This is a genomic window from Corallococcus sp. AB049A (assembly GCF_003668885.1).
Lineage (GTDB): Bacteria > Myxococcota > Myxococcia > Myxococcales > Myxococcaceae > Corallococcus > Corallococcus interemptor.
Genome location: NZ_RAWL01000029.1, coordinates 1 through 24,784, shown reverse-complemented (window position 1 = coordinate 24,784; position 24,784 = coordinate 1). Strand labels below are relative to the sequence as shown.

Genomic DNA, 24,784 nt, shown 5'->3' with positions numbered 1-24,784 from the left:
TGCTGAATGTCCCAGGACAAGGGGTGCGGACTTGGGACCCATGCCGCAAGTGCCCGTCCGCCTGCCTGGAGGTCGACACCCCGAGGCGCGCGGGTTAGACCCAGGCCGTGCGTGCGCCCCCCGCCTCCCGACGCAGCCGCGCCACCGCCATCGGTGCCACGGCCTTCCTGATGCTCGCCCTGCCCTTCCTGGTCCTGGGGGTGTTCTTCCTCAACCAGAAGGCGCGCATGGACCTGCGCTGTGAACCCCAGGGCCCCTGTGTCCTCATCCGCTCCAGCTGGTTGGGCCAGGAGGAGGTGGGCCGCTACGCGCCCTCGGACATCCAGGGCGTGGAGGTGGCCCGCAGCCGCAGCACCCGCAGCGGCGCGGCGCCCATCTTCCGGCCCCAGCTGCAGACGACCTTCGGCGTCCAGCCGCTCGCCTACCAGTGGACGGAGTCCCAGGAGGAGGCCCAGTCCTTCGCGGACACCGTGCGGCGCTACCTCGCGGGTCCCCGCACGGACGTGCTCGCGGTGTTCCAGGACGACCGCAAGGCCTCGCTGCGCGTGGGCGGCGCCTTCACCGTCGTGGGCCTGGCCGTGCTCGCCCTGAGCCTGTGGCTGCTGTCCCGCACGCTGGCGCACCGCAAGGCGGAGCGGGCCGCGGCCCCCTGACAGGCGCCCCTGACAGGCGACAGAGGACGCCGAAAGCAGCCGGCCGGGCGCCTTTGACTTCACTTCCTGTCCTACAGTGAAAGGCGCCTGCCCGCTTCCAGCCCCCTCCTGTGCGACCGCGAGGCCGGTGAATAGGTTCTGGCGAATGTTTCGACGCCTCATCGAGCGGATGCGGGGCCTGCGCCGGGTGGCGCCCTCATTCCTGCGGCCAGCGAACGTGGAAGCGGAGCGGGCGAAGATCTCCATCGCCCAGCTGGACCACCACTACGCCAACAAGGTCGTGGCGCTGAAGGACGTGAACCTCAACGTCCGCTCGGGTGAGTTCGTCTGCCTGCTCGGCCCTTCCGGCTGCGGCAAGTCCACGCTGCTCTACGCGCTGGCGGGCCACGTGGTGCCCACCGGCGGCCGCGTGGCCATTGACGGCAAGCACATCCACGGGCCCGGCCCGGACCGGCTCCTGATGTTCCAGGAGGCCGCGCTGTTCCCGTGGCTCACCGTGCGCGGCAACATCACCTTCGCGCTGGGCGCCCGGGGCGTGCCCCGCGCCGAGCGCCGCCCGCGGGCGGACGCCTTCATCCAGCGCGTGCGCCTGGAGGGCTTCGAGGACACGCTGCCCCACCAGCTCTCCGGCGGCATGAAGATGCGCGCCAGCCTCGCCCGGGCGCTCGCGGTGGACCCCACCGTGCTCCTGATGGACGAGCCCTTTGGCGCGCTGGACGCCCAGACGCGCGTGCACATGCAGGAGCTGCTGCAATCCATCTGGATGCGCTCCGGCAAGACCGTGGTGTTCGTCACCCACGACGTGCAGGAGGCGCTGATGCTGGGCACCCGCGTGGTGCTGATGGCGCCCCGGCCGGGCCGCGTGGTGGAGGACCTGGAAATCCACCTGCCCATGCCGCGCTCGCTGGAGGACCCGTCCCTGGACGCCATGGCGCGCGACATCCGCCACCGCCTGCGCGCCTCGGAAGGGGCCACCGAGGAGGCTCCGCCCACGGAGCCCGTGCAGCGCCGCACGCGCACGCCGTCCAGCCTGCCTCGCCCCAGCATCGTGAGCGGCCGTTAGAGGGAACACCACCATGCTGAAGTGGGCGCAGAAGCTGGGGATGATTGTTCTGCTCTTCGCGCTCTGGGAGGGGCTGTCGCGCTCGGGCATGTGGAACAAGCACCTGTTCCCCGGGCCGCTGGAGGTGGTCCGGACGCTCGTCGCCATGGCCCGCGACGGTCAGCTGGGCGGCGCCACGCTGCGCTCCCTGGGCCGGCTGACGCACGCCTATGTCCTGTCCGTGGGGATCGGTGTCCCGCTGGGGCTGTGCATCGCCCGGCTGGCCTTCTTCCGCAACGCGGTGAAGCCGGTGGTGATGGGCCTGCAGGCGCTGCCCTCCATCTGCTGGCTGCCGTTGGCCCTGCTGTGGTTCGGCCTCAACGACAGCGCCATCCTCTTCGTGGTGGTGATGGGCAGCGTGCTGGGCATCGCCATCGCCACCGAGGACGCGGTCAACGGCCTGGACCCGCAGCTGTCCCGCGTGGCCAGCACCCTGGGCGTGCGGGGCCTGCGCTTCTACTTCGGCGTGCTCCTGCCCGGCGCGCTGCCCGGCATCGTCACCGGCCTGAAGCTGGGCTGGAGCTTCGCGTGGCGCGCGCTGCTCGCGGGCGAGCTGCTCTTCGTCTCCGGCGGCCTGGGCCAGCTGCTCACCATGGGCCGCGAGCTGATGGACGTGTCGCAGGTGATGGCGGTGATGCTGGCCATCATCCTCATTGGCATCACGGTGGACCGCGTCCTCTTCCAGACGGTGGAGACGCGCCTGAGGCGCAGGTGGGGGCTGACGGCGTCCGTGTGAGCCTCACGACGCTTGCGCACTCACGGGCATTGATAACAGGCGGGGAATCTCCATTAGCGTGACGCACCATGGCTTCCGCGCGTCCGCTGTCCCTGCTCGTAGGTGTCTGCGCCGTCCTCCTGACCACCGTCACGTCCTGCAAGAAGGACACGCCCTCCGGCGCCAACGCGCCCTTGCGCGTCGCCTTCTTCCCCAACATCACGCATGCGCAGGCGCTGGTGGCGAACTCCGAAGGGCTCTTCGGCTCGCAGCCCGGCATGGGCCACGTGGAGGTGAAGCAGTTCAACGCGGGCCCGGCGGCCATGGAGGCGCTGGTGGCGGGCTCCGTGGACGTGGCCTACGTGGGCCCGGGCCCCGCCATCAACACGTACCTCAAGGCCGGCAAGGAGCTGCGCATCATCGCGGGCGCGGTGAACGGCGGCGCGGTGCTGGTGGTGAAGAACGTGAAGACGGCCGCGGAGCTCAAGGGCAAGAAGCTGGCGACCCCACAACTTGGCAACACGCAGGACATCGCCCTGCGCACCTGGCTCAAGGCCCAGAAGCTGAGCCTGGCCACGGACGCGGGCGGCGACGTGCAGGTGATTCCCATCAGCAACCCGGACATCCTGGCCCAGTACCTCCAGGGCGCCATCGAAGGCGCGTGGGTGCCCGAGCCCTGGGGCGCGCGCATGCTCGCCGAAGGGGGTGGCCACATCCTGGTGGACGAGCGCGAGCTGTGGCCGGACAAGCGCTTCCCCACCACGGTGGTGGTGACGACGAAGAAGGTGCTGGAGACGCAGCGCCCGCGCATCGCGGCGCTCTTGCGCATCCACACGCAGCTGACCGAGCGCTGGCGCGCGGACCCGGCGGCCTTCGCCACGTCGGTGAACGCCGCCTTCGGTCAGCTCACGCGCAAGCCCCTGCCGGCGCCCGTGCTCCAGGACGCGTTCTCCCGCCTGGAGCCGGGCCTGGACCCGGTGCCCGCCGCGCTGAAGACCTCCGCCGAGCACGCGAAGTCACTGGGCTTCATCCCCGGTGACGACATCGCGGGCCTGGTGGACCTGAGCGTCCTGGACGAGGTGCGCGGCGGCGCGAAGCCGAACTAGTTTTGCTTCTCCCCCTGAAGGGACAGGGCCACGTTGTCCGTCTTGTCCACCTGGTAGAGGGCCTGGATCTGCTGGCCCTTCTCCGGCTGCTTGAGGATGCGCAGGGCGCTCATGTCCAGCGGCACCACCGGCCCGGTCACGTCGCGCACGTACAGCATCATCCCGGAGCGCTTCACCACCGGCCCGTTGACCTGGCGCACCTTGTCCGGGTCCGGCGTGATTTGCCGCACGGACTGGTTGGGGGAGATGAGCTCCGGCGACGTGGTGGGCACGGTGCTCACGGCGTTGGAGGGGCTCTCGCTCGAAAGCTCGGTGTAGTTCGACTGGTTGCCGGGACCGGCGGCGCTTTCGCCAATCTGGGGCTCGCGCGCCAGGGCGGGCCCCGCGCACAACAAGAGGCCGAGCGTCGGTGCGGCCCACGCCATGGTTCGCCAATTCCGGGGGAATCCGTGCATCATGCTGACACCTCCGTGTCACGGGGGCGCTGCCCCCGGGGTCACTTCCCAACGTAGGGTGGACAGCACTGAATGTTCAGGGCGGAACACGGACCGTGCGCGCGGCAGCGTCCCCACAGTAGGGTGGAGCGCACGCGAGCCAAGGACCGCTCGCACACGAATACGAGGCACCTTTGGCTGGACGCACCGACGAGCAGCACCGCATCGCCCTCTTCATCGACTTCGAGAACCTGGTGACCAACACGGGCATCAGCGCCAACAACTTCGACCTGCAGCCCGCCCTGGACCAGCTCCTGGAGCAGGGCAAGGTCGTCTTCCGCCGCGCCTACTGCAACTGGTCGCGCTTCGAGGACGCGAAGCAGCGCCTGCACGACGTGGGCGTGGAGCTGGTGGACGTGCCCCCCTCCACCCGCGCCGGCAAGAACAGCGCGGACATGCGCCTGGTCATCGACGCGCTGGAGCTGTGCTACGCGCGCGAGCAGATTGACACCTTCGTCATCGCCTCCGGCGACAGCGACTTCTGCCCCCTGGCGTACAAGCTGCGTGAGAACGGCCGCACCGTCATTGGCCTGGCCGTGCGCGAGGCCAGCTCCCAGATGTTCGTGCGGGCGTGCGACCAGTTCATCTACATGAAGCCCAAGCACAAGGGCGAGTCCTCGCACAAGGACAAGGACCACGGCGGCCGGGGCTCCAAGTCAGACGAGGGCAAGGGCGGCAAGCGGGGCGGGAAGGGCCACGACAAGGGCCACGAGGGCAAGGGCGCCAAGGAAGGCGCCGAGTCCAAGGGCGGCAAGGCCAAGGCGGAGGTCCCCGCCGTCGCGCGCGAGGTGGTGCAGAGCCTGCTGCGCCGCGCGACCGGGCCGCTCAACCCGTCGCTCGTCAAGGAGACCATCGTCCGCAAGGAGCCCGACTTCGACGAGCGCGACCACGGCTTCTCCACCTTCGCGCGGCTCCTGGAGGCGCTGGAGCAGGAGGGGCTGCTGCGCCGCATCCAGCAGGGGCGCCAGGGCTACATCGTGGGCCCGGACTCGGACTTCGGCGCTCCGGCGCGCGAGAGCAAGGGCGGCAAGGGGCGCCACGCCAAGGCGCCCACCCCGGTGGAGGAGGAGGAAGAAGAGCTGGAGTCCTATCCGGACCCCGAGGACGAGGGGCTGTAGTCCACCCCCCGGGCCCGCGAGTCCACTACACCGCGCGCGGCGTGGTGGACTCGCACAGGTGCTCCAGGAACTCCGGCAGCAGGCGGGCGGACATCACCCACAGCTTGCCCTCGCCCAGGTCCGCCAGGGACACGCGCTCCGCGTACTCCACGCAGGTGGCCTCCACGTAGTGGACGAACACCTTGCGGTCGCGCGCGCGGTACCACTCCGCCGCGTGGCACAGGAGCGCCACGAACGCGTCCTGCACCTCCGGGCTCGCGTCGTCCGTGAGCGGTACCAGGCGCACGCCGTCCAGCACGTTGAAGAGGTTCAGGCCCGGCTGCGCGGACTCGAACACCGCGAAGGCCACGGCGCGGCCCTCGTGACGGGCCACCACCATCTCGCGCTCGCGCGACAGGCCCGCGTCACCCCAGCCGGTGCGCGTGGTCTCCAGGTCGAAGCGCTCGGGCACCAGGTCCAGCGCCTCTCTGTAGGCCTCCGGGTGGGTGCTGGCCACGCGCTCGAAGAAGCGGGCGCGCTCCTCCCCGGTGGGCGCGCCCACCTTCACGTGGGCGGGCTTCGTCCAGACGCTGTCCACCTCGCCCTCCATGAGGCGGAAGGGCACGAGGCACGTCTGGCCGGTGTGCGCGTACCAGGTGGCGAAGTCGAACTTCGTGTAGCGCACCCAGCGCACGTTCGCCTCGCAGTAGGCGAAGAACCACTTCACCTCCGGGTCGGACTGGGTGGGCTCGTAGCCGCGCAGGTAGATGTCGCGCAGGGCCTCGCGCGCGGTGGAGCGGCTGCCCGGGGGCTGGTGCCGCGCCAGCTGGTGCGCCATCCAGCTGCCCGCGTAGGGCTTGAGCACGGACAGCGTGGCCTCCATGCCGTCCTCCGCGGGGCGCACCACGCGGTAGCCCAGCAGCGGCGCCTCCTGGAGCTTGTTCTGCGCGCGGTCGAACTGGTCGCGCAGGCTGGTGAACTTCTCCGGCTCCTTGCCCGGCAGGCGGAAGTAGCCGGAGCGCTCGAAGAGCTTCCAGGTGGAGTCGTTCCAGTCGCCCTCCACCTTGGTGGTGGGGTGGGCCTGGGCCTCCACCAGCGCGCGCCACGCGCGGGCCCCTTCCGCGTCCAGGGGCCGCACGCTCACGCCGCAGCGGCGGCCGTGGGGCGTGCTGGAGATGTTGCGCACCTCCGCGCGCAGGCGCACCGGCGCGTGGCCCTCCAGCGCGACCTGCATCACCGGCAGGCGCAGGCCCGGGTACATCAGGTCCTCGCCGGGCTGGGTGAGGAAGGACAGGCCTTCATAGGAGACATCCAGCAGGCCGCGGTGCACGTGCACCTGGGGCCAGAGCGGGTGGTCGAACTCCACCGTGCAGGACGCGTCGGCCTGCGTACGGCGCAGCCAGCGGTGGCGGAAGCGCACCAGCGACGTGGGCACCGGCATCAGGAGCAGGCCGCCCTCCACGCGCGCGACCTCCGCCTGGAAGTGCACCACGCTGGAGTAGCCGAACGCCTCCAGGGTGAGCGGCCCCGGGGGGAGCGCGCCGTTCAGGTTCCAGCCGAACACGTCCTGGAGCGGCTCGAAGAAGGCGCAGGTGACCTCCGCCACGGCCTGGCCGTCGCGCGAGCGCAGCACGCCGCGGGCCTGGCGGGACGCGAGCGCTTCACAGATGCGCGCGACGCGGTCCGCGCGGTCGATCTGCTCGCGCCACACGGGGCGCGTCTCCGGCGTGAGGAGCTGGCCGTTGTCACGCAGCGACTCCAGCAGCCCCACGATGCGGCGGCCCGCGTCCAGCGGCGGCGCGACGAAGCGCAGGCTCACCTCCGGACGGATGGCATTGACGCCAATCACCTCCGCGTCCAGCGCGGTGGCCCAGCGCTCACCCTCCCCCACCACCACGGACGCGGCCTGGCCCTTGCGCGGCACCGCGCGCGACTCCAGGTGGAGCGTCAGGTGCTCCAGCGACAGCTGCACCAGACGACCGGAAGAGAAGTCCGCGCCGAAGGAGGCCGCCGCGCTGAGCTCCGTCCCCACCCGGTATCCGAGGAGGGCTTCGCGTCCGGCCGGCGCGTCGTGAGTTTCGCTGTGCATGGGGGCTCCCTGATGTACGACGGGGCGTGATTCTACGACGTCCGAAGAAACCGTGGTGTCCCCAAGTTGCAGGTGACCCGGGGAACTCGGATTCCCACAGAGTGGAGATCATTCACCCCTTCTGCACTGAGACCTTCGGGCTGGAAGGGCGGCCACGCATTGGACTGTCGCGAATTGGTTTCTCACGGGCCGGGGATTTCCTCCACCGACAGACGCATGGCCTTCCGAGACAGGTTCAGTCCTGTCCCTCCCCTCGGGTCGTGCGGGCCCCAGAAACACAGGGTGATTCCGACACATGGAACACCAGGGATTGTCGCATGTTGACTGGTGAGACCTGGCTTGCCTTGGAGGGACGGAGGCCGGGGCGACACACGTCGGGGATGACTCGCCTCCCGGGGAGGCGTTATCCCTCGGGCACGCCATGACCTCCCCCCTCTCCACCCTCTGTCTGCACTGCGGGATGTGCTGTGACGGCACCCTCTTCACCCAGGTGCCGCTCCAGCCCGCCGAGGCGGAAGCCCTGCGCCAGAAGGGCCTTTCCCTATTAGTGAAGGAGGACGGCGCCGTGGCTCTTCCCCAGCGCTGTGCTGCCCTGGAGGGCCTGTGCTGCACGGTCTACGAGGATCGCCCGGACGCCTGCCGCCGCTACCGCTGCCAGCTGTTCAACGCGCTGGCGGAGGGAGAGGTGTCCCTGGAGGAGGCGAAGGGCGTGGTGGACACGGCGCACGCGAAGGTGGACGCCGTGGGTTCCGCTGAGAGCGGAAGGGGTTCCGCGATGCGTCAGGCCCGGGTGGCCGCGGCCTCGCTGACCTTGCCTCCCGGGACCCGAGAAGCCCTGGCGCACGCGGAGGTGTACCTGGACAAGCACTTCCGGGGGCGCTTCCGCCGCTCGGGCGGCTAGCGTAGCGCCGTCCTGCCTTCCGACCGAGGTCCTGCTTCCGTGAAGACCCCCCTGCTGGCCGTGCTGTCCTCCGCCGTGCTGCTGACCGGTGTGCCCGCGTGGGCGCAGAAGAACGATGAGCCCGTGAAGTCCGCGCAGGTGGACCTGGACGGGGACGGCAAGCCGGACGCCGTGACACTGACGGCGGGGGAAGGCGGGAAGTTCACGCTGAAGGCGGGGAGCGCCACGTTGCAGGGCAACGCGTCCGGCAACGAGGTGCGCGGCTTCACGGTGGTGGACCTGGACACGGGCGACAAGTGGAAGGAGCTCCTGGTCCACACGCTGGGGGACATGGACGACGACCACCGCTTCTTCCTCTATGGCTACGACGGCAAGGCGGTGAAGCCGCTGGGGGACGTGCGCGCGCTGACGGAGGCGAAGGGCAACGGCATCGTCCTGGTCGATACGTGGATGGGGTTCTGGCAGAGGCGCGACAAGTACACGCTGGACCGCAAGGCGTGGAAGCTGGTGCACGTGCCGCAGGAGTTCTACGCGGTGGGCGTGGAGGCCACGGTGAAGAAGTCCTTCCCGCTGGCGCAGAGCCGCACGGGGAAGGCCGTGGTGGCCACGACGGCGCAGGGCTCCAAGGTGCAGGTGCTGGCCGCGAGCGTCCCCACGAAGGGGGAGGTCCAGTACCTGGTGAGGTCATCCACCGGGCTGCTGGGCTGGGTGCCCGGCAACGTCCTGGTGGAGTCCACGGACGGCCTGCCGCTGGCGGGGTGATCCGCTTCGCGGCAGCCGCTATTTCGACATGAGGTCAGCGGTCCGGCGCGCCCAATCCACCTTCTCCCTGACGAGGAACGCCGCGAAGTCGGAAACACTTCGTTCCTGGAGGAGACGATCGGCGGTTTGTTCAATGAGCTTGCCCAGGTCATTGGATTCATTGACATACCTGATGCCGAGCGCCGGATAGGCACCTTGATACTCCACCCGGATGATGGAGATTTCCACGCCCCTCAGTTGTTCCTTCAGCTCGGCTTGCAATCCCTGGACAAGCCACTGAAGCATCGCGACAGCGAACGCATGTTTGTCTGGATGCGCCGTAAGCATTCCAAGACTTGATGGTTCGATGATCTGGTAACCCTTGCTCTCGACGGACTCTGCTTGCATCTGGAACCTCCAGGGAATGTGTGATCCGGTCCGCATGAACGTGGACGCCCATCATCCCTCCACGCCGCCCTCCTGGGAACCGGTGGCGAGGTCGACTTCGAACGTCTGCATCGCCTCCGTCCGCATGTCCCAGTACTCACCGATGATGGAGCGTTCCGTCACCTGGACGATCTTCAAGCCATCCCAGGCCAGCCGCTTCGTTCGCCAGCGCAGTCCCTCCGCGCCATAGGCCACCAGCTCCGTGAAGTCCGCGAACACCACGATTCCAGCTGATGGCGCAACGCGGACATCCGTCACGGGCAACGCCTGGACCGCCTCCCAGGCGCTGGGATCACGGGCCGTGACAAGGTAGCCGGCGCCTCGTGACACGACACAGAGCTTCTCTGGATCCGGCATGGAGAAGACGCCGCTGGTCCCCTTCCCCAGCTTCCCGAACGCGAACATCCCCAGCCAGGGCGCACGACCTGATGGTGTGCCGTCCACCAGCGTGGGGAACGGTGATCCTACCGCTCCCCACACTGCACTGGGGCCAGACAACCACGGGGGATGACTCAGGGTCGCACTACGACAGTGCCTCCCCCAACTGAACACGGCCAACTCGCTTCACGCCCTCTACCAGGTCAAAGCCTTGGCCCGAGATGAGGGCTGAATAATCGAGGCGAGTGGGGTACCGGAGTTCGATGACCGCTTCAAACTCGGTGTTGAACGCCGCAGATGAGGGGACGTCGTGAAGAATGATGGGCAGGTTCTCCTGTCCCCCTGGCGTGCACGCGTGAGGTGAATAGCCTGACCCCAGTGGCATCGCCGGTCGACCACCCCGATCGTGCGAAAAGATTGTCAGCTTGGCTTTATAGCGACTCACTTGATCTGCACCCCGCTAAACCATTGGTAGAATTCAGGCATTTCATAGACATCGATTCCAATACTTCTCCCCACACCTCCCGGGTCCGCATGCTCATACATGAGCTTGAGCTTATCCGTCGGCAGCTCAATGTACGTTTTCGTGTACGAGCGACCAGGGTTCGCCTTTATAAAAGCATCAAGCGATTGTTCGTCGAAGGCAAACCGTTTAAATGTAGAGTTCGGATGAATGTTGTAGTCACTGTACCTCATCACATCGGCGAGTTCCGCAGGTTCAACTGCACGCCACAGGCGGGTTGTCCCTCCACTCGCTTTGGCGTTTTGTGCCACTGCCGTGGCACTCGCCTCCGCAGTCGATGAGACTGTCGCCGCCGTTGCGGTTGCTTCTGTTGAAGCAGCTTTGGCGCCTGCCGCCTTCAGGCCCGAGGCAATCCGGCCGCTGAGCGAAAGCTCGGCGCTCAACGTCTCGGCGGACAATCCGATCCGGGCGAGCACGAAGTTGGCCAACGTCTCCACCGACCCGTTCAGCGCCTTGTCGTAATTCCCCTCCCAGAATCCAGAGGTCGCTTTGTAGGTCCCATTGCCGATATCAACGAACCCCTGCCCAACGTATGCCGACACGACGATCGCACCGTTGAGCACGCTGAGGACGCCCGCCGCCGTGGCCGTGCCGTAATTGCCATGGCTCCACTCCTGCATCGCCATGTGGTCAAGGGCGGCACCCTGCGCCAGCGGCTGTGCCATGCAGTCAAACCCCTTCCCCTGGCTGACCGCGCACTTGCCGCTCGGATCCGTGAAGCCCGTCGGGTTGCCACGTGCGTACGAGTACAGGTTGCACTCGCCCGGGCTCCCCAGGCACATCTCCGGCGACTCCAGGAACAAGCCGTCCGGCGTGAGGAATTGGCCCAACGTGGCGTCGTAATCACGGACGCCCATGCGGATGACGCCCAGGTCCGCGTCGTAGCCCTTCTGCACGTACTCGATCGCGGCGGAGACATCCGGGTGCGAAGCGCGGTTGCCGTATGGCGACGCCACGAACGGCGCACCCGTCGTGTCCGTCAGCAGCGTTCCCCGCGTGTCCGCCGCCAGCGGGCGGAACACGCCCTGCTGGATGACGCCCACGAGCTGACCGGCGAAGTGCACCGGCAGCGTGAGGCCCATCGCGTCCAGGTACTCCCCTGCCTCCAGGTACGCGGCCACCGGCACCGTGCCCTCGCGCTTGAGGATGCGCTGGCCCGTCTCGTCGTAGAGGAAGTGCCACTGCTGTGTGCCACGCGTCGCCGTGGCCACGTGCCCGTTGGCCCCGTACGTGAGCGCCAGGTCCCCCTTCGTCACCGCCCGGCCCAGCGCATCGAACGTGTACGTGACGTTGCCCGCGGTGAGCGTGTTGCCCGTGCGCGTCACCGCGCGCGACGTGCCGTTCTCCTCGATGGACGTGGGCAATCCCTCGGGCGCGTAGCCATACGCGTAGCTGTCGTGCGCGTCCTGCGCCTGCGTGAGGAAGCCCTGCGCGGAATACGCGTAGTCGCGCTGCCAGACCTGCGCGCCCACCGTGAAGTCCTCGGACTCCACCAGGCCGCGGGTGTTGAACCGCTGCGCCGTCGCGGCGCTCCACGTGGCCGTGGACTGCGTCTGCGTCACCCGGCGCCGGGTGAAGGCGTCGTAGCCGAAGCCCACGTGCGTCCCGCCGGTGAAGTCCACCGACGACACCCGTCCCTCGCCGTCATACGCCAGTAAGGCCCACGGCGCCGGCGCCGTGGCACCCGTCCCCAGCCAGGCCTCGTGCAGCCGACCGTACGCGTCCAGCTTGTAAGCCTGCGTGTCGGACGACAGCACCGCGCCATTCGCATGCTTCACCACGGTGGTGGTGCTGGAGACATCCCCCGCGTCGTTGTACGCGAGCTGCGTCTGCACCGTGCGCCAGCCCGTCAGCTCCAGCGTCCGCGACGTCAGCTTGCCGTCCTCCCGGTACGTGAAGGTCTTCACGTAGCCATCGCCCGACACGGCCGTGAGCATCCCCTTCTGGTCCAGCGTCGGCCCGCTCGAGGGCGAAGCCCCATCGTGGAAGTAGCGGTACACCTGCGCTCCAACGCCCGAAGCGCTGTGCGTCTCCTTGGAGGCCCGGCCCAGCGAGTCGTATTCGAACGACACCTGGCGCTGCGCCACTCCCGCCGGAGACAGGAAGCGCTTCTGGGTGAGCTGCCCCGTCGTCGCGTCGTAGGCGTATTCGACGGTGGCGACGCCATGGCGCACCAGCCGGCTCACGCGGCCATGTCCGTCGAACTCCACGCGGTGGGTCGCGCCGTCCGGCATGATCACCTCCCGCAGGCGCCCGGACGCGTCGTAGTGGTAGCCGTAGCGGGTGTGGGCCTCGTCCTCCTGGAAGAGCACGCGCTTCGCCGCGTCCATCGTGCGGCTGGCGGTGAAGGTCCCGTTCTCCACGGCCGTCTGGGTCAGCGCTCCGGCCTCGAAGCCGAGGCTCGTCGCCACCTGCTTCTCCACGCCCTCGTGGAAGGCGGTGCGGGTCGCCACGTCATGGCCGAAGGCGGACGCGCTCTGGAAGGCCACCTGCCGGCTTCCCTGAAGCAGCGCCGTGTAGTCCATGCCCTGCATGTCCACGGACGGCCCCATCGCCGGCCGCAGCAGCATGCGGAGCTCCGCGTGCGCTCCATCCCGGCGGCTCAGCCCGCCGAAGGTCCAGCCCTCCGGAATCCGGTTCGCCGTGGTGAGCGAATCACCCGAGGCCGTGACGTACTCGATGGACTCCCGCACCGCCCCCTGCGAACCATCCACCAGCATGGACAGTTGGAAGGATCCAGGCTTCGTCGCCGTGGCGTACTGATAGCCATAGGTCTGCTTGGGATTGAGCTCGGAGCCATTCAGGCTGTCCCATTCGCTGCTCAGCCGCTCCTGCCCGTCGTAACGGAAATAGCGCTGGTAGGGCGTCCCGCCCCGATTCACCTCCAACGTCAGCACCGCGTCCGTCAGCGGAGCGCGGTCCACCACCCGCGTCACGAATCCATCCGGAGCCTCCGTACGCTGGAGCTGCCGCCGGACCGCGTCGTGGTGGAAATACGCCGTCCCCTTGCCCGGCACGGAGATGGACGCCAGCGACGCGTCCGGGTTGTAAGCCACCTCCTGCAGCGTCAGCGTCTGGCCGCCCGCCACGCTGCGCACGGCAGTGACGAGCCCGCGCGAGTCGCGCTCCACGACGCCCTCATGGCGGAAGTCCATCCAGGGCTGCTGCGCATGCTGCCCCGTCAGCACCGTCCCGCTCTCCAGGCAGTGCAGCGCCGAGCCCAGACCGGGCACCGACGCCCGCGTCCGCTCCGTGGTCAGCGTTCCCTGCGCGGTCGTCGTCACCACCCGCGATGGGCAGACGTCCGCCGTGTAGGCCTCGTACCCGGTGGACTCCGAGACCCGCTGGTTGTCCTCCGTGGAGCGCCAGCCCTGCTCCTGCGCCCGGGGCCGCTTCCAGGACACACCCGCGAGCGACGCATCCTCGTACTGGAGCACGGAGAACGTCTCCACCCGGGGTGCCTTGTCATCGTGCACGCGCGAGGACACCAGCAGGCCCGCGTTGTCGTCCTCGTTGAGGAAGGACATCTCCTCCACGACGTGCGCGCCCTCACGCGTCACCTGGCCGTAGCCCAGCAGGAACCGCCCCACCGAGTGCATCACCGGCTGCTCATAGGTGTACTGGTAGCTCCTCGCCTCCTCCCCGCTGGCCCGCACCGTCAGGGTGTCCAGCACCGGCTGGCGAGCGCCCTGACGCAGGGCCACGGGGCTGCGGGCGTAGGTGAGCTCCAGCCGCGTTCCCTTGCCGTCATCCGCGGACTTCAGGAGCCCCGTGCCCGGGCGGTTCAGCGCCACGGATCGGGCAAAGCCATTCTCCACGAAGAACAGCTCCGTGTTGCCCGTGCCCTCCAGGTCCTGCGCCACCGGGAAGCTGGAGTTCCAGGTCAGCAGCTCCAGCGCCGGAACGGGCACCTGCACCAGCCGCGTCCCGTCGTTCACCAGCAGCAGCGCCCCGTAGTAGCTGCCCGCGATGACGTCCTTCAGGCCGTCGTTGTTGACGTCCGTGAAGCTCAGCTCGAAGCCCGCGAGCGACACCTGCATGCCGTCCGGGAAGCGCGCTTCGTAGATGCGCGGCTCCGGCTCGAACTGGAACTGGCCCTTGCCCTCGTAGACGAAGAGGTCGTTGCCGTAGCGCACCACCAGGTCCGCGACGCTGTCCCCGTTGAAGTCGTGCACCCAGGTGGCCTGGGGATAGACCTGCAGGTTCAGCGTGCCTGTCACCGGGACGTCCGCGAACGCGTAGCTCGTGGCCGTGCTCTGGTTGGGCAATACGCGGTAGCCACCCGGGAACACGTCCAGCAGGTCCGGCCGCTCATCGCGGTTCAGGTCCACCACGCGCGTGTTCGGGCCGGGAACCCAGTAGTCGTCGATCCAGCCCTGGTGCACCGGGTGCCCGTCCCGCTCGCACACCAGCAGTTCCGTCTTCCCCAGGTACGCGTTCCAGGCGAGCGACACCACCTGGTGGTTGTCCTCCTGGGGCCGCATCTTCGCGAGCAGCCGGGGCAGGTTGTACGCCGAGGCATCCGGCCGGCACTCGAAGCGCGCATCCGGCGCGAGCGCGGGCAGCGGCTCGAAGGTGTAGCCCCCTGGCCCCTGACGGATGAGGCTGAAGTCCGCGCGGTGCTCCAGGTCCACCAGCCCGTCCTCGCCGTCGTCCAGCGGCGTGGATTCCGAGGGCAGGGCCACCCCTTCGGAGTACGCCAGCATCACGCCGTCGAACTTGGGGATGGAGCGCGCGGCCGCGGCCGGAAGGAAGTCCGCGGCGTTCTCATAGACATACGTCACCACCGGCGTGGACTGGCCCGACGCGTACGTCTGCTGCACGGACTCCAGATGGAAAGCAGGCCCCAGCGAGTCCTGGCGGTAGCCCAGCGCGTGGCTCCAGCGCAGCGAGAACTGCCCCGTCACCGCGTCCTTGGTGCGCACGTCCACGCGCGACACGCGCCGGTCCAGCCGCAGCGCCTGGCCGGAGCGCCAGTCCACGAAGGGCGTCACCACCGGCTCATGGATGAAGTCCACGCGCTGCTGGAAGTCGTCCCCCAGGCCTCCGTAATGGGCCGCCGTCAGGAACAGGCGCCCGGAGTCATTGGCGGTCCACGTGAGCTGCGTCTTGTGCCCGGTGACGTCCGCCACCTGCGTGAGGTGCCATGCGTAGGTGCCGCGCGCCGTCGACACGCGGGCACTGCCGCCAAAGGTCCAGCGGCTGCCGTCCGGGAGCACGGCCACCAGCGTGTCGCCCTGCTCCTGCATGCGCACGTGGCCCTTGAGGCCCACGGGGTACCACCACCCGTCCGTGCCCTTCACCATGCGGCCCCAGGGCCCGGTGAGGTCATCGGTCGCGTAATCCAACTCACCCAGGACCCGCGTGCGCGTCACCGCCAGCGACACGCCCCAGCCCTGGCCCCATTCCCCGATGCCTCCCTCCGGTGAGTAGGTGGGAAAGACTCCGGCCTGGAGGACGCCGCGCTCCGAGGGAGCGGCGAACGTGGAGGCCAGACTGAAGCCGCCCCGGCTCACGTCCGCGGGCCCCAGGTCCGTGGCCGCGTACTGCCCCGCCAGGCTCCCGCGCGTGGGCGCGCCCAACTGCGGCGCCTGCACCAACGCATCATTGAAGGGCTGGGCGAACGCCTGCCCACACCACAGCCCGGCCATCAAAGCCAACATGCTTCGCATGACGAAATCCCATGAAGGAAGGAAAGACAGACACTGAAGGAAAGGCCCCGCCCGGGCTGCACCCACCGGACGGGGCCATGGACCGCTGTGACTGCGTTTCAGACGCTGACTACTGGCAGCGCGCCACACCCGGCGGCTTGATGCTGGAGGCTTCCTGCTTCGTCTCCACCCGGAAGACCACCAGCAGCTCGTTTATCTTGGCCAACGGGCTGTTCGTGTTGATGGTGGTGGGAGTAGGCGGCACGTACATCTCCCGGAACGCGTCCAGATTCACCTGGTAGGTGGTGAAGGGCGACAGGCCTTGAGCCACCACCGACGCATTCAGGTAGTTCTCCAGCTTGGCGGCTGCTTGCGACATCGGATCCGTGAGGTTTCCGAACATCATCTGCACGGCAGGCGTCAGGTAGGACGCCGTGTTGAAATCGTACTGATACAGGGAGGATGCCGTCGGGAAGCGCATCGCCGGCGTCATGCCCACGGGAAGCGTGTACGGCTCGTACGGCGTCCCGCTTGGCAGGACCCCATAGAGCATCATGGTCCGGATGATGGGCGTCAGCTGGTTGCACGGCAGCAGCTTCTGTCCACCCGACAGGCTGTAGACGTGTTCCGGCGTGAGGGTCAGCGTCGGGTTGCGGTTCGCCAGGATGTCGTCCCAGACCGACTTCGCCAGCGCGGGGTCCACCTTCCGGTAGATCGTGGAAGGCGTCACGCCCGGCTTCGGGATGCTGATGATGACGTCCAGCACCTGGCTCGACGGACCGATGATCCGCGTCGCCGCCAGACGCGTCTCCACCGCCCTCGCCGCGTCCTTCGCCGCCTGCGCCAGCAGGCTGATGTCCGTGTTCGTCGAGGTCGGATCGATCCCCGTGAGCGCCTCCAGCAGGTTCCTTTCCGAGGACGTGAAGTTCGTCAGCGTCTCCGGATGCATCAGCCGGATGGTGGGAGCCAGCCACTGACCCATGACCTCGTCCAGGGCCTCCAGCTGCGCCCGCATGAACGTGCCATCCAGGTTCCGCAGGGCCCAAACCGGGACCAGCGCGAGGAGCCGGGACTGGCCCTCCGTGTTCTCCCGCTCGGTCACCAGCGCGTGATTTTCCAGCGCCGCCTGGCGCAGCTGCCGCTCGATGTTGATCAGCTCCACCTCACGCTCCACGTCGGTGAGCGCCTTCTCCACCCACGTTCCGAAGAGCGTGCGGAGGTTTTCCGGATAGCTGTTCAGGCTGGTGCAGTTGCAGCGCTGGTACACCTCGTTGAAGGCCTGGGTGCGCAGGCTGTTGATCTGGTTCGGCAGCAACCGGCCCTGGGCCGCGTAGGACCGGCCCACCTGCTTCACCTGGTCCAACCCGGCGACCATCGCGGTGGTGACGAGCGTGGCTTCGTTCGTGAGCGGGCTCAGCTGCGCGATGCGGACGTCCAGCTGGGAGTCACCCACCCAGGAAGCACACTGCGCGGTCTCCCCGGTGGCCTCGATGGCGGCGTCGTTGACGACCACGTAGAAGTCCGACTCCGCGGTCACCAGCACGGCCTTGGACGGCGACTGGAGCACCCGCACCGACCGGACGTTGGGACGGTCCGTCTGCCCCCGCACCATCTCCACCAGCAGCAGGCTGCCCACGGGCTCGTCCGGGAACGGCGCCTTGGGAGACCTCAGGCCACGTGCCACGGAGAAGGTCGAGGTCTTGTTGCTACCGCTGGAGTCCGTCTGGTTCCAGGTCCGGTTCCACGTGGTCCCGGTCTCGCTCGACATGCAGCTGTTCACGCCCCCGAGGCCAATGCCATAAATGGAGAGATTGAAGCCGCCACAGGCCGACTCCGTGTTCGTCGCGTTGGAGAAGTTGCCCTGCGAGTTCACGGTCTCCACCGACTTCGCGGTGTAGGTGCCCGCGGCTTCCACCACGCTGAAGCCTTCCGGCCCCGTCATGATGGGCAACTGCCCGCTCTTCACCTTGACCAGGCTGCCATTGGGACCCGCCGTCAAACCCAGCGCGCAGGTCGGAGACCACGCTCCACCCACCTGGATGACGAGCTGGCTTCCCACGGAGGGCGAAACCTTGAAGACACCGGCCTGCCCGTTCGGATTCCGTTCCGCCAGACCAATGACATCCGCGGCATCCGCGCCCTTGCGGCCCTTGTTGTGGACGGCCAGGGAGTACTCGGCCTTCAGCAGGGTCTGTCCCTGCTCCGCGATGGCCGGGAAGAGGGCCTCGAAGCCATCCATGAAGTCACCCATGCGGGCCTCCTCCACGGCCTGGCTCGTGCGCAGACCGTTGAGGTCGCGGTTGAGGGTCTTCACCTGCTCGCCCAGGATGAGGAGCTTGTTGTCCAGGCTGGCCTGGCCGTTCTGGCTCTGCATCTGCCCCAGCAGCCCCTGGACCGCCGTCAGCCGGCCCGTGTTGTACGCCGTCACGCTGCCATCGAGCTGCTGGAGGGTGGCGTTGAGCTGCGCGAGGATGTCCTCCTGCTTCTGCCGGTTGAGGCCCACCTTGAGGGTGTGGTCGTCCTGCGCGGTGAAGAGGCCGTTGGCCGCGTAGCCGGTGCTGCGGGCCTTCGCGTCCCGGAGCATGGCCGTCAGGCCCATGGCGGAACCGGAGACGGGGTGGGTGTAGAGGGCATTGGCGGTGTAGGCGCCGGCCTGCAGTCCCAGTGCGTCCTCCACGGCGGTCCGGAAGGCCGCGTGCCCCCAGTCCATCTGCTGGAAGACCCGCTTCCAGTCCGCCGAGACGTTCGCCGCCAGGGACAGGTTCTGGTGGAAGGCCTGCCCATCATCCAGGTTCGCCAGCAGGCTCCACAGCTGGCTCGTGGCCGTCGAGCGGGTGGTGCAGGTCATGAACCGGCACCCCATGTCATGCAGCCGGCTCACCTCCAGCAGCCGCTCGTTCAGGCCCCGGAGCGAGTCGTCCAGGAGGTACAGCAGGGGCGCTCCCGTGAGCGGAGGGAGGCCGCCTTCGCCGAAGGCCGCGAGCAGCACCTGGCGATCCGCCGTGAAAGCGTCCAGGAGGATCTTCGCGCGCGCCGTCTGGGCATCCTCATCCGTGGCCGCCGTGAGCCCCAGGTCGTCCTTGATCCACACGCCCATCCAGAACGCCTTCATCACCTGGCTGGCCTGAGCCATGAGCTCCGCCGGGGGCGGGCTGTTCGACGGGAAGGCGGCGCGCGCCCCCGAGTACCACCGCTGGATGGCGGCGAGCTTCTCGCGCAGCTCCCCGATGCGGGCCTCGCTGCCCAGCGTCGTCGTCATCTGGGGCAGGCCCTTGATCAGCAGCCGGGAGTTGATGTCCTGGAAGGCAGCCCGATACGCCGGGATGTCACAGCGGGAGGCATCCAGCTGGGAGAGCGCCGAAGCGGCGGAGGTGCAGGTCTGGAGGAAAGCCGTGGCCGCGGTATTGGAGACCTCCGGGTCCAACATCCGCTGGCAGAGGGTCAGGGTGGCGAGCACGTCCTTGGCCTCGGCGCAGGTGGCCTGGGGCTCCGGGAGGTTCGTGCCGCACGCATCGGAGGTGAAGTCGTAATTGTCGAAGAACTCACCCAGCAAGCCATTGCCCTGCTCGTCTGGCGTGAAGAGCCTGTTGGTGGGAATGGCCACGGCGGCCGTCGCACCCGGAGGCTGCCACTTCAGGTGGACACCCGCACTCCCCTCGAAGTTGTAGTACTCCACCTTCAGCGCGTGACGTCCCGCTGTCAGGTTGACGGATCCGCTGTACCAATGCGTTTCAGAGCTGCCCCACCAGCCGCCCACGGACTGGCCATCCACATACACCCTGGCATAGCCTTGTACATTGGCATGGAAGGCATATGTCCCCGTCTGAGGAGCCTCCACGAACCCCGTCCAGCGCACCGAGAAGGTGTCGGGTTCCATGGACGTCGAGGGCCCACCTTGCCCCCAGGAGAAGTCGATGGAGGGATCCACGCGGAAGAAGTGGTTCATCTCCGGGTAGTTCGCGAAGAGCGACATCATGCGGTCCCGGCGCGTCGCGAAGCCTCCCGCCTGCTCCGTCCGGTCGAAGGCAGGGTCGTCGGCGTGCAGTTCGAAGAGCAGCTTGAGGGCGCTGATGAGCTGGAACTTCAGGGCCGGTCCATCCACGTACTGGGGGACGGGCGCATCCAGCTGGGTCGCCAGCCGGGTGTACTTGGCCTCCACCGCCGAGTAGGACGTGTCCTCCGCCGTCATGCAGCGGGGACGGTTCGGGTAGGAGCCCAGGCGGATGTCCGCCTGCGGATCGATGTCGTTCTGCAGCGAGTACAGCGACTGACCCGGAGGCGAATACATCACGCCCTGGCCCCCCTGCGAATCACAGGTGGCCGGGTCGTCCTCCATGCCGTGCTCGGGAGCGCGGCAGTATTCGTATTTCGGACGGGTGGGGTCCGGGCAAACCACGTTCTGACTGCCGCACTCCGAATGCTGCCCATACTTCCACTCTTTCACCACGTTCCCGATGGTGATGGTGCAGGCCTGCGTCCAGGGTGTCGACGTGACGGTGGTGTTCCAGCCGTCGCCACGGGTGCGGGTGACGTTGGGAGTTCCCAGGACCCGGGAGCCCGTCGCTGTGGCGGACACGATGTACAACTTGTATTTAATGTCTTCCTTTCCCGCGGCCCTGAGGCTGGCCATCAGCTGATTGGCTCTGTCCGTACAGGTCGTGAGTTCAGTGGTGTGGTTGAAGGTCGTGCAGGGGGGGGTATCCGAGTAGTTGCAGTTCTCGTTCTTGTCGTTGATCCCCGTGGCCTTCAGGCTGGTATCGGTGATCTGCTCCCGGAGGCTGTAGTTACAGGTCAGGTCGACCTGGCAGATCTTGTCGTAGTAGCCGTCCGGAGGACACGCGGAGGTGTTGCTCAGCTTGAAGCATTCGTCGCGGTACTCCCAGGGCCCTGAGCAGTACATGTCCTGACCCGCCGGAGCGCCAGGCTGTCTGTCGGGGATCACCTTCGGCCTGCAGCTCTCGCCGTTCAGGGCCTGTTCCACCGTCGCGGGAGCCGCCTGGGGCGCCGCTTCCTCCTCGGAAGGACTTCCACACGCGGCCAGGAGTGCTGAGATTCCCAGCACCCAGGCTCCCGCGAATCTTCTTCTCATTGGATTGTCTTCGCGTGGTGACACGCTTGCCGTAAACACAGTTGTACTCCCCCTCAGACAAGACACATGGCCTGCCCTGGACAGGGCAAAGCCTCATCAACACCCTGCATGTGAAGCCATGGACGCGGAGCCCTGGGCTCACGTCGATCCATTCGGGCCGCACCCGGCCGGCGGCCCTCACGTCCCGTTGTTCAGTTTCCCCAAGTTCCTGAGCAAGAGGGGTGCCAGCCTGCCTCCGGCTCCAGGGGACGGCATGGACCGTCCCCGAGCCTGGATGGGCGTCCGAAGTGGCGGACGCCCCTTGTCTCTCCCCTGGATGGGGGCCCTGCCGCTACTCGACCAGGGCGAACTCGACCCGGCCCAGCTGCTCATCCGTGGAGACGACCTTCACGGTGATGGGCATGCCCACGGTGAAGGTCCGCGTCTTGCCCACCATGGACAGCTCTCGCGTGTCCGGACGGTAGGGGCCTCCGGCGAGGCCTTCCGCCGGCACCATGCCCTCCACCCACATGCCGTCCAGCTGCGCGACCAGGCCGAAGGGCTTCACGCGCACGATGCGCGCGGGGAACTGCTGCCCGATGCGCGTGGACATGAAGCGCGCCTCCAGCTCGTGGTGACGGTCCACCTCCGCCCGGTTGGCGGAGCGGGCCCGCACGTTGATGTGCTGGGAGAGCTTTTCAACCTCCGGGTCCTCGTGCACGAAGTCACGCCGGCCGTGGAGGTACGCCTTGATGAGCCGATGCACGGCCAGGTCCGCGTACCGGCGGATGGGCGACGTGAAGTGCAGGTACAGCGGCGCGGCCAACCCGAAGTGCGGGCCCGGCTTCACGGTGTAGCGGGACGGGCCCAGGGAGCGGCGCAGCACGGAGCGCAGCGCGGGCTCCGCCTTCGCTCCGGAGATCTGCCGGTCGAACGCGGCCAATGCCAGCGGGGTGATTTGCGCGCCGAAACCCGCCGCGAACCCCGAGTGCAACGCGAACGCATTCACGTCCGCCACGCGCTGCGGGTCCGGCTGTTCGTGCACGCGAAACACGGTGGGCACGCCACGGGTCATCAGCCAGGTGGCGATGGCCTCGTTGGCCGCGACCATGAAGCGCTCGATCATGTTGTGCGCGGACGTGTCCTTCTCCCCGGCGAGCCCGGACACGGCGCCCGTGGCCGTGTCGAAGGTGAAGCGCGCCTCGTCGCGGGACATCACCATGCCGCCCCGGGCCGCGCGCGACACGGCGAGCCGCGCGGACGCCAGCCGGAACCAGGGCATGGCTTCACGCACCGGCTCCATGGCGGGGGACACGGTGCCCTCGTCGAGGAAGTCCGCGACCTCGTCGTAGTTCAGCCGCGCCCAGGAACGGATGAGGCTTTCATAGACATCCGCGGAGGTGACGCGGCCGTCCGGGTCGATGCGCATCTCGACGGTGAGACAGTGCCGCTCCTCGTTGGGCACCAGGCTGAGCCAGTGCGCGGACAGCTCCTCCGGGAGCATGGGGAGCACGCGGCCCGCCAGGTAGACGCTGGTGGCCCGGGCGCGGGCCTCCAGGTCCAGCGGGCTGCCCTCCTTCACGGACTCGCCCACGTCCGCGATGGACACGAGCAGGCGCACGGCGCCGTCAGGGCCCGCGGGCAGCACGGAGATGGCGTCGTCGATGTCCCGGGTGGACGGCGCGTCCACGGTGACGGTGGGGATGGAGCGCAGGTCGCGCCGGGCGCCGCCCAGGGCGTGGGGCGTCTCCTTCGCGCGGAGGGCTTCCTGGATGACCTCCGGGGGGAAGTCTCGGTGGAGGCCGTGGCGGGCGATGACGCGCTCCAGGGAGCGGTCCGCGCCGGGCTCCAGGCGGTAGAGCAGGACGACCTTGCCGTCCGCGATGCGGGCGACGACGGCGTCATTGTGCTGGACGGCGGTGGTGCCCGGGTCCAGGGGCCAGTCGGTGTTGGAGACCTCCCGGTCGATGCGCAGGAAGAAGGCGCCCTTGCGCGACACGACCTCGCCGTAGACGACGGCGCGGGTGCGCTCCACGAGCGTCAGGCCGGACGCGGTCCACCGGTCCTCGCCGGAGGCCGTCACGGTGGCGGAGACGACGTCGCCCGCGAAGAAGGGGTTCAGCTCCGGAGGCGGGATGAAGGCGGACAGCACCTCCGGGGTGCCCGGCTTCTGCACGGTGAGGAAGCCAAAGCCACGGGGATGCACGTCGACGCGGCCAGTGACGGTGCGCGGGGAGGCGGAGGTGTCCATGTCGGCACCGTCGTAGCCCACCTCACGGGTGGACGGGCAGATCCTGGGATATGCCTCGGGAGGTTACGGTTACGACGTTTACGAGGTAACCACACCAATCAGGATTAAGGGTGCCGGGGTAAATCAGCTTGCACTTGGGTCGAATATCTCTATGTTGACAGGTCACTGCAAACTGTAAACCCGAGGTCGACCATGTCCACGCCCGACACTCTCCCCTCTACCTCGCGTACTCCGGAACCAGTTACCGCTAGCGAGGTAACCGTAGGACAGGTGCGAAAGCTCGCTCAGCTCATTACCCAGGAGCTAAGCGACAAAAGCGGGCATCCGCTCTTCTCCTTGCTTGGTCCCAACCATGAGTCGATTCCTCTGCCCACTGACGTCCTTGCCCTGATGCAGCAAGTACTTGCCATCCTTGCGTCCGGGGACGCTGTCACTGTGGTTCCCGTCCATAAGGAGCTCACGACCCAACAAGCCGCAAACCTGCTCAACGTCTCGCGGCAGTACTTAGTGCAGCTCCTCGATGAGGGACGGATTCCCTTCCACCGCACAGGCACTCATCGGCGTGTCTACAGTAAGGACGTCCTAGAATATCGTGCGCGGCAGAAATCCGAGCGACGTGCTCAGCTCGACGCGATGATGCGAGAGAGCCAGGACGCCGGGGGCTATCCTGAACTCGACTGACGACTGAGAGGACCACCCGTTCCGTGATTCATGCCGCATTTCCGGTCGTCCTCGATGCGAACGTCCTGATTCCGCTCACTGTCTGCGACACGTTGTTGAGCGCGGCGCATGAAGGGCTCATCCAGATTCACTGGACGGAACTCATCCTCGAGGAGACGCGCCGCAACCTGGTCAAGGCCATGGGGCTGTCAGAAGAGAAGGCTGCGCGGCGCGTGGCCGCCATGAAGGCGGCCTTTCCCGAAGCCATGGTGACGGGCCACGAGGGGCTCATCCCCTCCATGACCAACCCTGAGAAGGACCGGCACGTCCTCGCCGCCGCGGTCCATGTGGGCGCCCAGACAATCGTTACGAGCAATCTGCGGGACTTCGGCAAGAAACACCTGCCCGCATCACTCCAGGCCCAGGACCCCGACACCTTCCTCCAGCACCTGCTCAGCCAGGCACCCGACGTCGTGCTGGAGATGCTCCGGGCACAGGCCGAGGCCCTGCGAAATCCCCCCATCTCCCTCATGAAGCTCCTGGAGGGATTGGCGCGCAGCGTGCCGGATTTCGCTCGTGAGGTCCGTGAACTGCTCCCCCCTTCCCTCATCAAATGATTTTCACTGGAAGCCCGGGGGCCTTCCGCTGTCTGTCTTCAACCGCGCGCCCGGGTTCAGCTCGAAGACGAGCCCGAACTGCCAGAGGCTGATGCGCTCCAGGAAGAGGATGTTGTAGTAGTCCTGCCCCCGCACATACCTCGCGAACACGCCGAAGCCCGATCCCCAGCGGGGGTTCGCCGCAGCCTCCACGCTCAGCGTTCCCCGCTGCGCCGGCGTCTCCCCGAAGGGATGCGAGTACGCTCCCTCCAGCCGGAAGCGGTTCCCGTTCACCGCCCGCTCCCCCAGGAG

At 67.9% G+C, this 24,784-nt stretch carries 16 protein-coding genes and 1 pseudogene; 9 read left to right on the top strand and 8 right to left on the bottom strand.

Annotated features, from left to right (window positions below):
* Positions 1-107 precede the first annotated feature (107 nt).
* The 4 genes from D7X55_RS05345 (at position 108) to D7X55_RS05330 (ending at position 3,576) form a co-directional block, all read left to right on the top strand.
* Positions 108-653, top strand: a complete 546-nt coding sequence (locus tag D7X55_RS05345) for a hypothetical protein (protein WP_121722420.1) — start codon at positions 108-110, stop codon at positions 651-653.
* A gap of 145 nt (positions 654-798) precedes the next feature.
* Positions 799-1,716, top strand: coding sequence for an ABC transporter ATP-binding protein (locus D7X55_RS05340; protein WP_121722419.1), 918 nt, complete (start codon positions 799-801; stop codon positions 1,714-1,716).
* A gap of 13 nt (positions 1,717-1,729) precedes the next feature.
* Entirely contained in the window at positions 1,730-2,491 is a 762-nt protein-coding gene (locus D7X55_RS05335; protein WP_120549936.1) for an ABC transporter permease, read from the top strand.
* A 68-nt stretch (positions 2,492-2,559) separates the two neighbouring features.
* Entirely contained in the window at positions 2,560-3,576 is a 1,017-nt protein-coding gene (locus D7X55_RS05330) for an ABC transporter substrate-binding protein (protein ID WP_120549935.1), read from the top strand.
* On the opposite strand, the gene D7X55_RS05325 is transcribed toward D7X55_RS05330, so the two are convergent.
* Positions 3,573-4,001: a hypothetical protein gene (locus D7X55_RS05325; RefSeq protein ID WP_120549934.1), complete on the bottom strand. Its 429-nt coding sequence runs from the start codon at positions 3,999-4,001 to the stop codon at positions 3,573-3,575. The two genes, D7X55_RS05330 and D7X55_RS05325, sit on opposite strands and share 4 nt — an antisense overlap.
* Before the next feature lie 203 nt (positions 4,002-4,204).
* Between D7X55_RS05325 and D7X55_RS05320 the strand changes: the two genes are divergently transcribed.
* Positions 4,205-5,188, top strand: a complete 984-nt coding sequence (locus tag D7X55_RS05320) for an NYN domain-containing protein (protein WP_120549933.1) — start codon at positions 4,205-4,207, stop codon at positions 5,186-5,188.
* Between the two features lie 25 nt (positions 5,189-5,213).
* On the opposite strand, the gene D7X55_RS05315 is transcribed toward D7X55_RS05320, so the two are convergent.
* Positions 5,214-7,256, bottom strand: coding sequence for a PilZ domain-containing protein (locus D7X55_RS05315; protein WP_120549932.1), 2,043 nt, complete (start codon positions 7,254-7,256; stop codon positions 5,214-5,216).
* Between the two features lie 421 nt (positions 7,257-7,677).
* Here D7X55_RS05315 and D7X55_RS05310 point away from each other — a divergent pair, with 421 nt between their 5' ends.
* Positions 7,678-8,157: a YkgJ family cysteine cluster protein gene (locus tag D7X55_RS05310; RefSeq protein ID WP_121722418.1), complete on the top strand. Its 480-nt coding sequence runs from the start codon at positions 7,678-7,680 to the stop codon at positions 8,155-8,157.
* Positions 8,158-8,196: 39 nt separating this feature from the next.
* The gene (locus tag D7X55_RS05305; protein WP_233609605.1) at positions 8,197-8,919 is read left to right on the top strand and encodes a hypothetical protein; all 723 of its coding nucleotides are present in this window, start codon (positions 8,197-8,199) and stop codon (positions 8,917-8,919) included.
* An 18-nt stretch (positions 8,920-8,937) separates the two neighbouring features.
* On the opposite strand, the gene D7X55_RS05300 is transcribed toward D7X55_RS05305, so the two are convergent.
* The 5 genes from D7X55_RS05300 to D7X55_RS05280 all read right to left on the bottom strand — a co-directional run bounded on the left by D7X55_RS05300 (position 8,938) and on the right by D7X55_RS05280 (position 23,216).
* A complete protein-coding gene (locus D7X55_RS05300; RefSeq protein WP_121722417.1) occupies positions 8,938-9,306 on the bottom strand; it encodes a hypothetical protein in 369 nt (122 codons plus the stop codon).
* Between the two features lie 51 nt (positions 9,307-9,357).
* Complete coding sequence (locus D7X55_RS05295; protein ID WP_121722416.1) at positions 9,358-9,750, bottom strand: hypothetical protein; 393 nt, start codon at positions 9,748-9,750, stop codon at positions 9,358-9,360.
* 414 nt (positions 9,751-10,164) lie between these two features.
* Complete coding sequence (locus D7X55_RS45475; protein ID WP_121722415.1) at positions 10,165-15,918, bottom strand: RHS repeat-associated core domain-containing protein; 5,754 nt, start codon at positions 15,916-15,918, stop codon at positions 10,165-10,167.
* 109 nt (positions 15,919-16,027) lie between these two features.
* A complete protein-coding gene (locus D7X55_RS05285; RefSeq protein WP_147470029.1) occupies positions 16,028-20,797 on the bottom strand; it encodes a PA14 domain-containing protein in 4,770 nt (1,589 codons plus the stop codon).
* 520 nt (positions 20,798-21,317) lie between these two features.
* Entirely contained in the window at positions 21,318-23,216 is a 1,899-nt protein-coding gene (locus D7X55_RS05280; protein ID WP_121722424.1) for a ribonuclease R family protein, read from the bottom strand.
* A gap of 270 nt (positions 23,217-23,486) precedes the next feature.
* Here D7X55_RS05280 and D7X55_RS05275 point away from each other — a divergent pair, with 270 nt between their 5' ends.
* Both D7X55_RS05275 and D7X55_RS05270 read left to right on the top strand, forming a co-directional pair.
* Positions 23,487-23,897, top strand: coding sequence for a helix-turn-helix domain-containing protein (locus tag D7X55_RS05275; RefSeq protein WP_233609604.1), 411 nt, complete (start codon positions 23,487-23,489; stop codon positions 23,895-23,897).
* Positions 23,898-23,920: 23 nt separating this feature from the next.
* Positions 23,921-24,493 carry a putative toxin-antitoxin system toxin component, PIN family gene (locus tag D7X55_RS05270; RefSeq protein ID WP_158616249.1) on the top strand — a complete coding sequence of 191 codons (573 nt, stop codon included), beginning with the start codon at positions 23,921-23,923 and terminating at the stop codon, positions 24,491-24,493.
* Positions 24,494-24,496: 3 nt separating this feature from the next.
* Here D7X55_RS05270 and D7X55_RS43250 read toward each other — a convergent pair.
* A pseudogene (locus tag D7X55_RS43250) lies at positions 24,497-24,784 on the bottom strand (hypothetical protein); the annotation flags it as partial.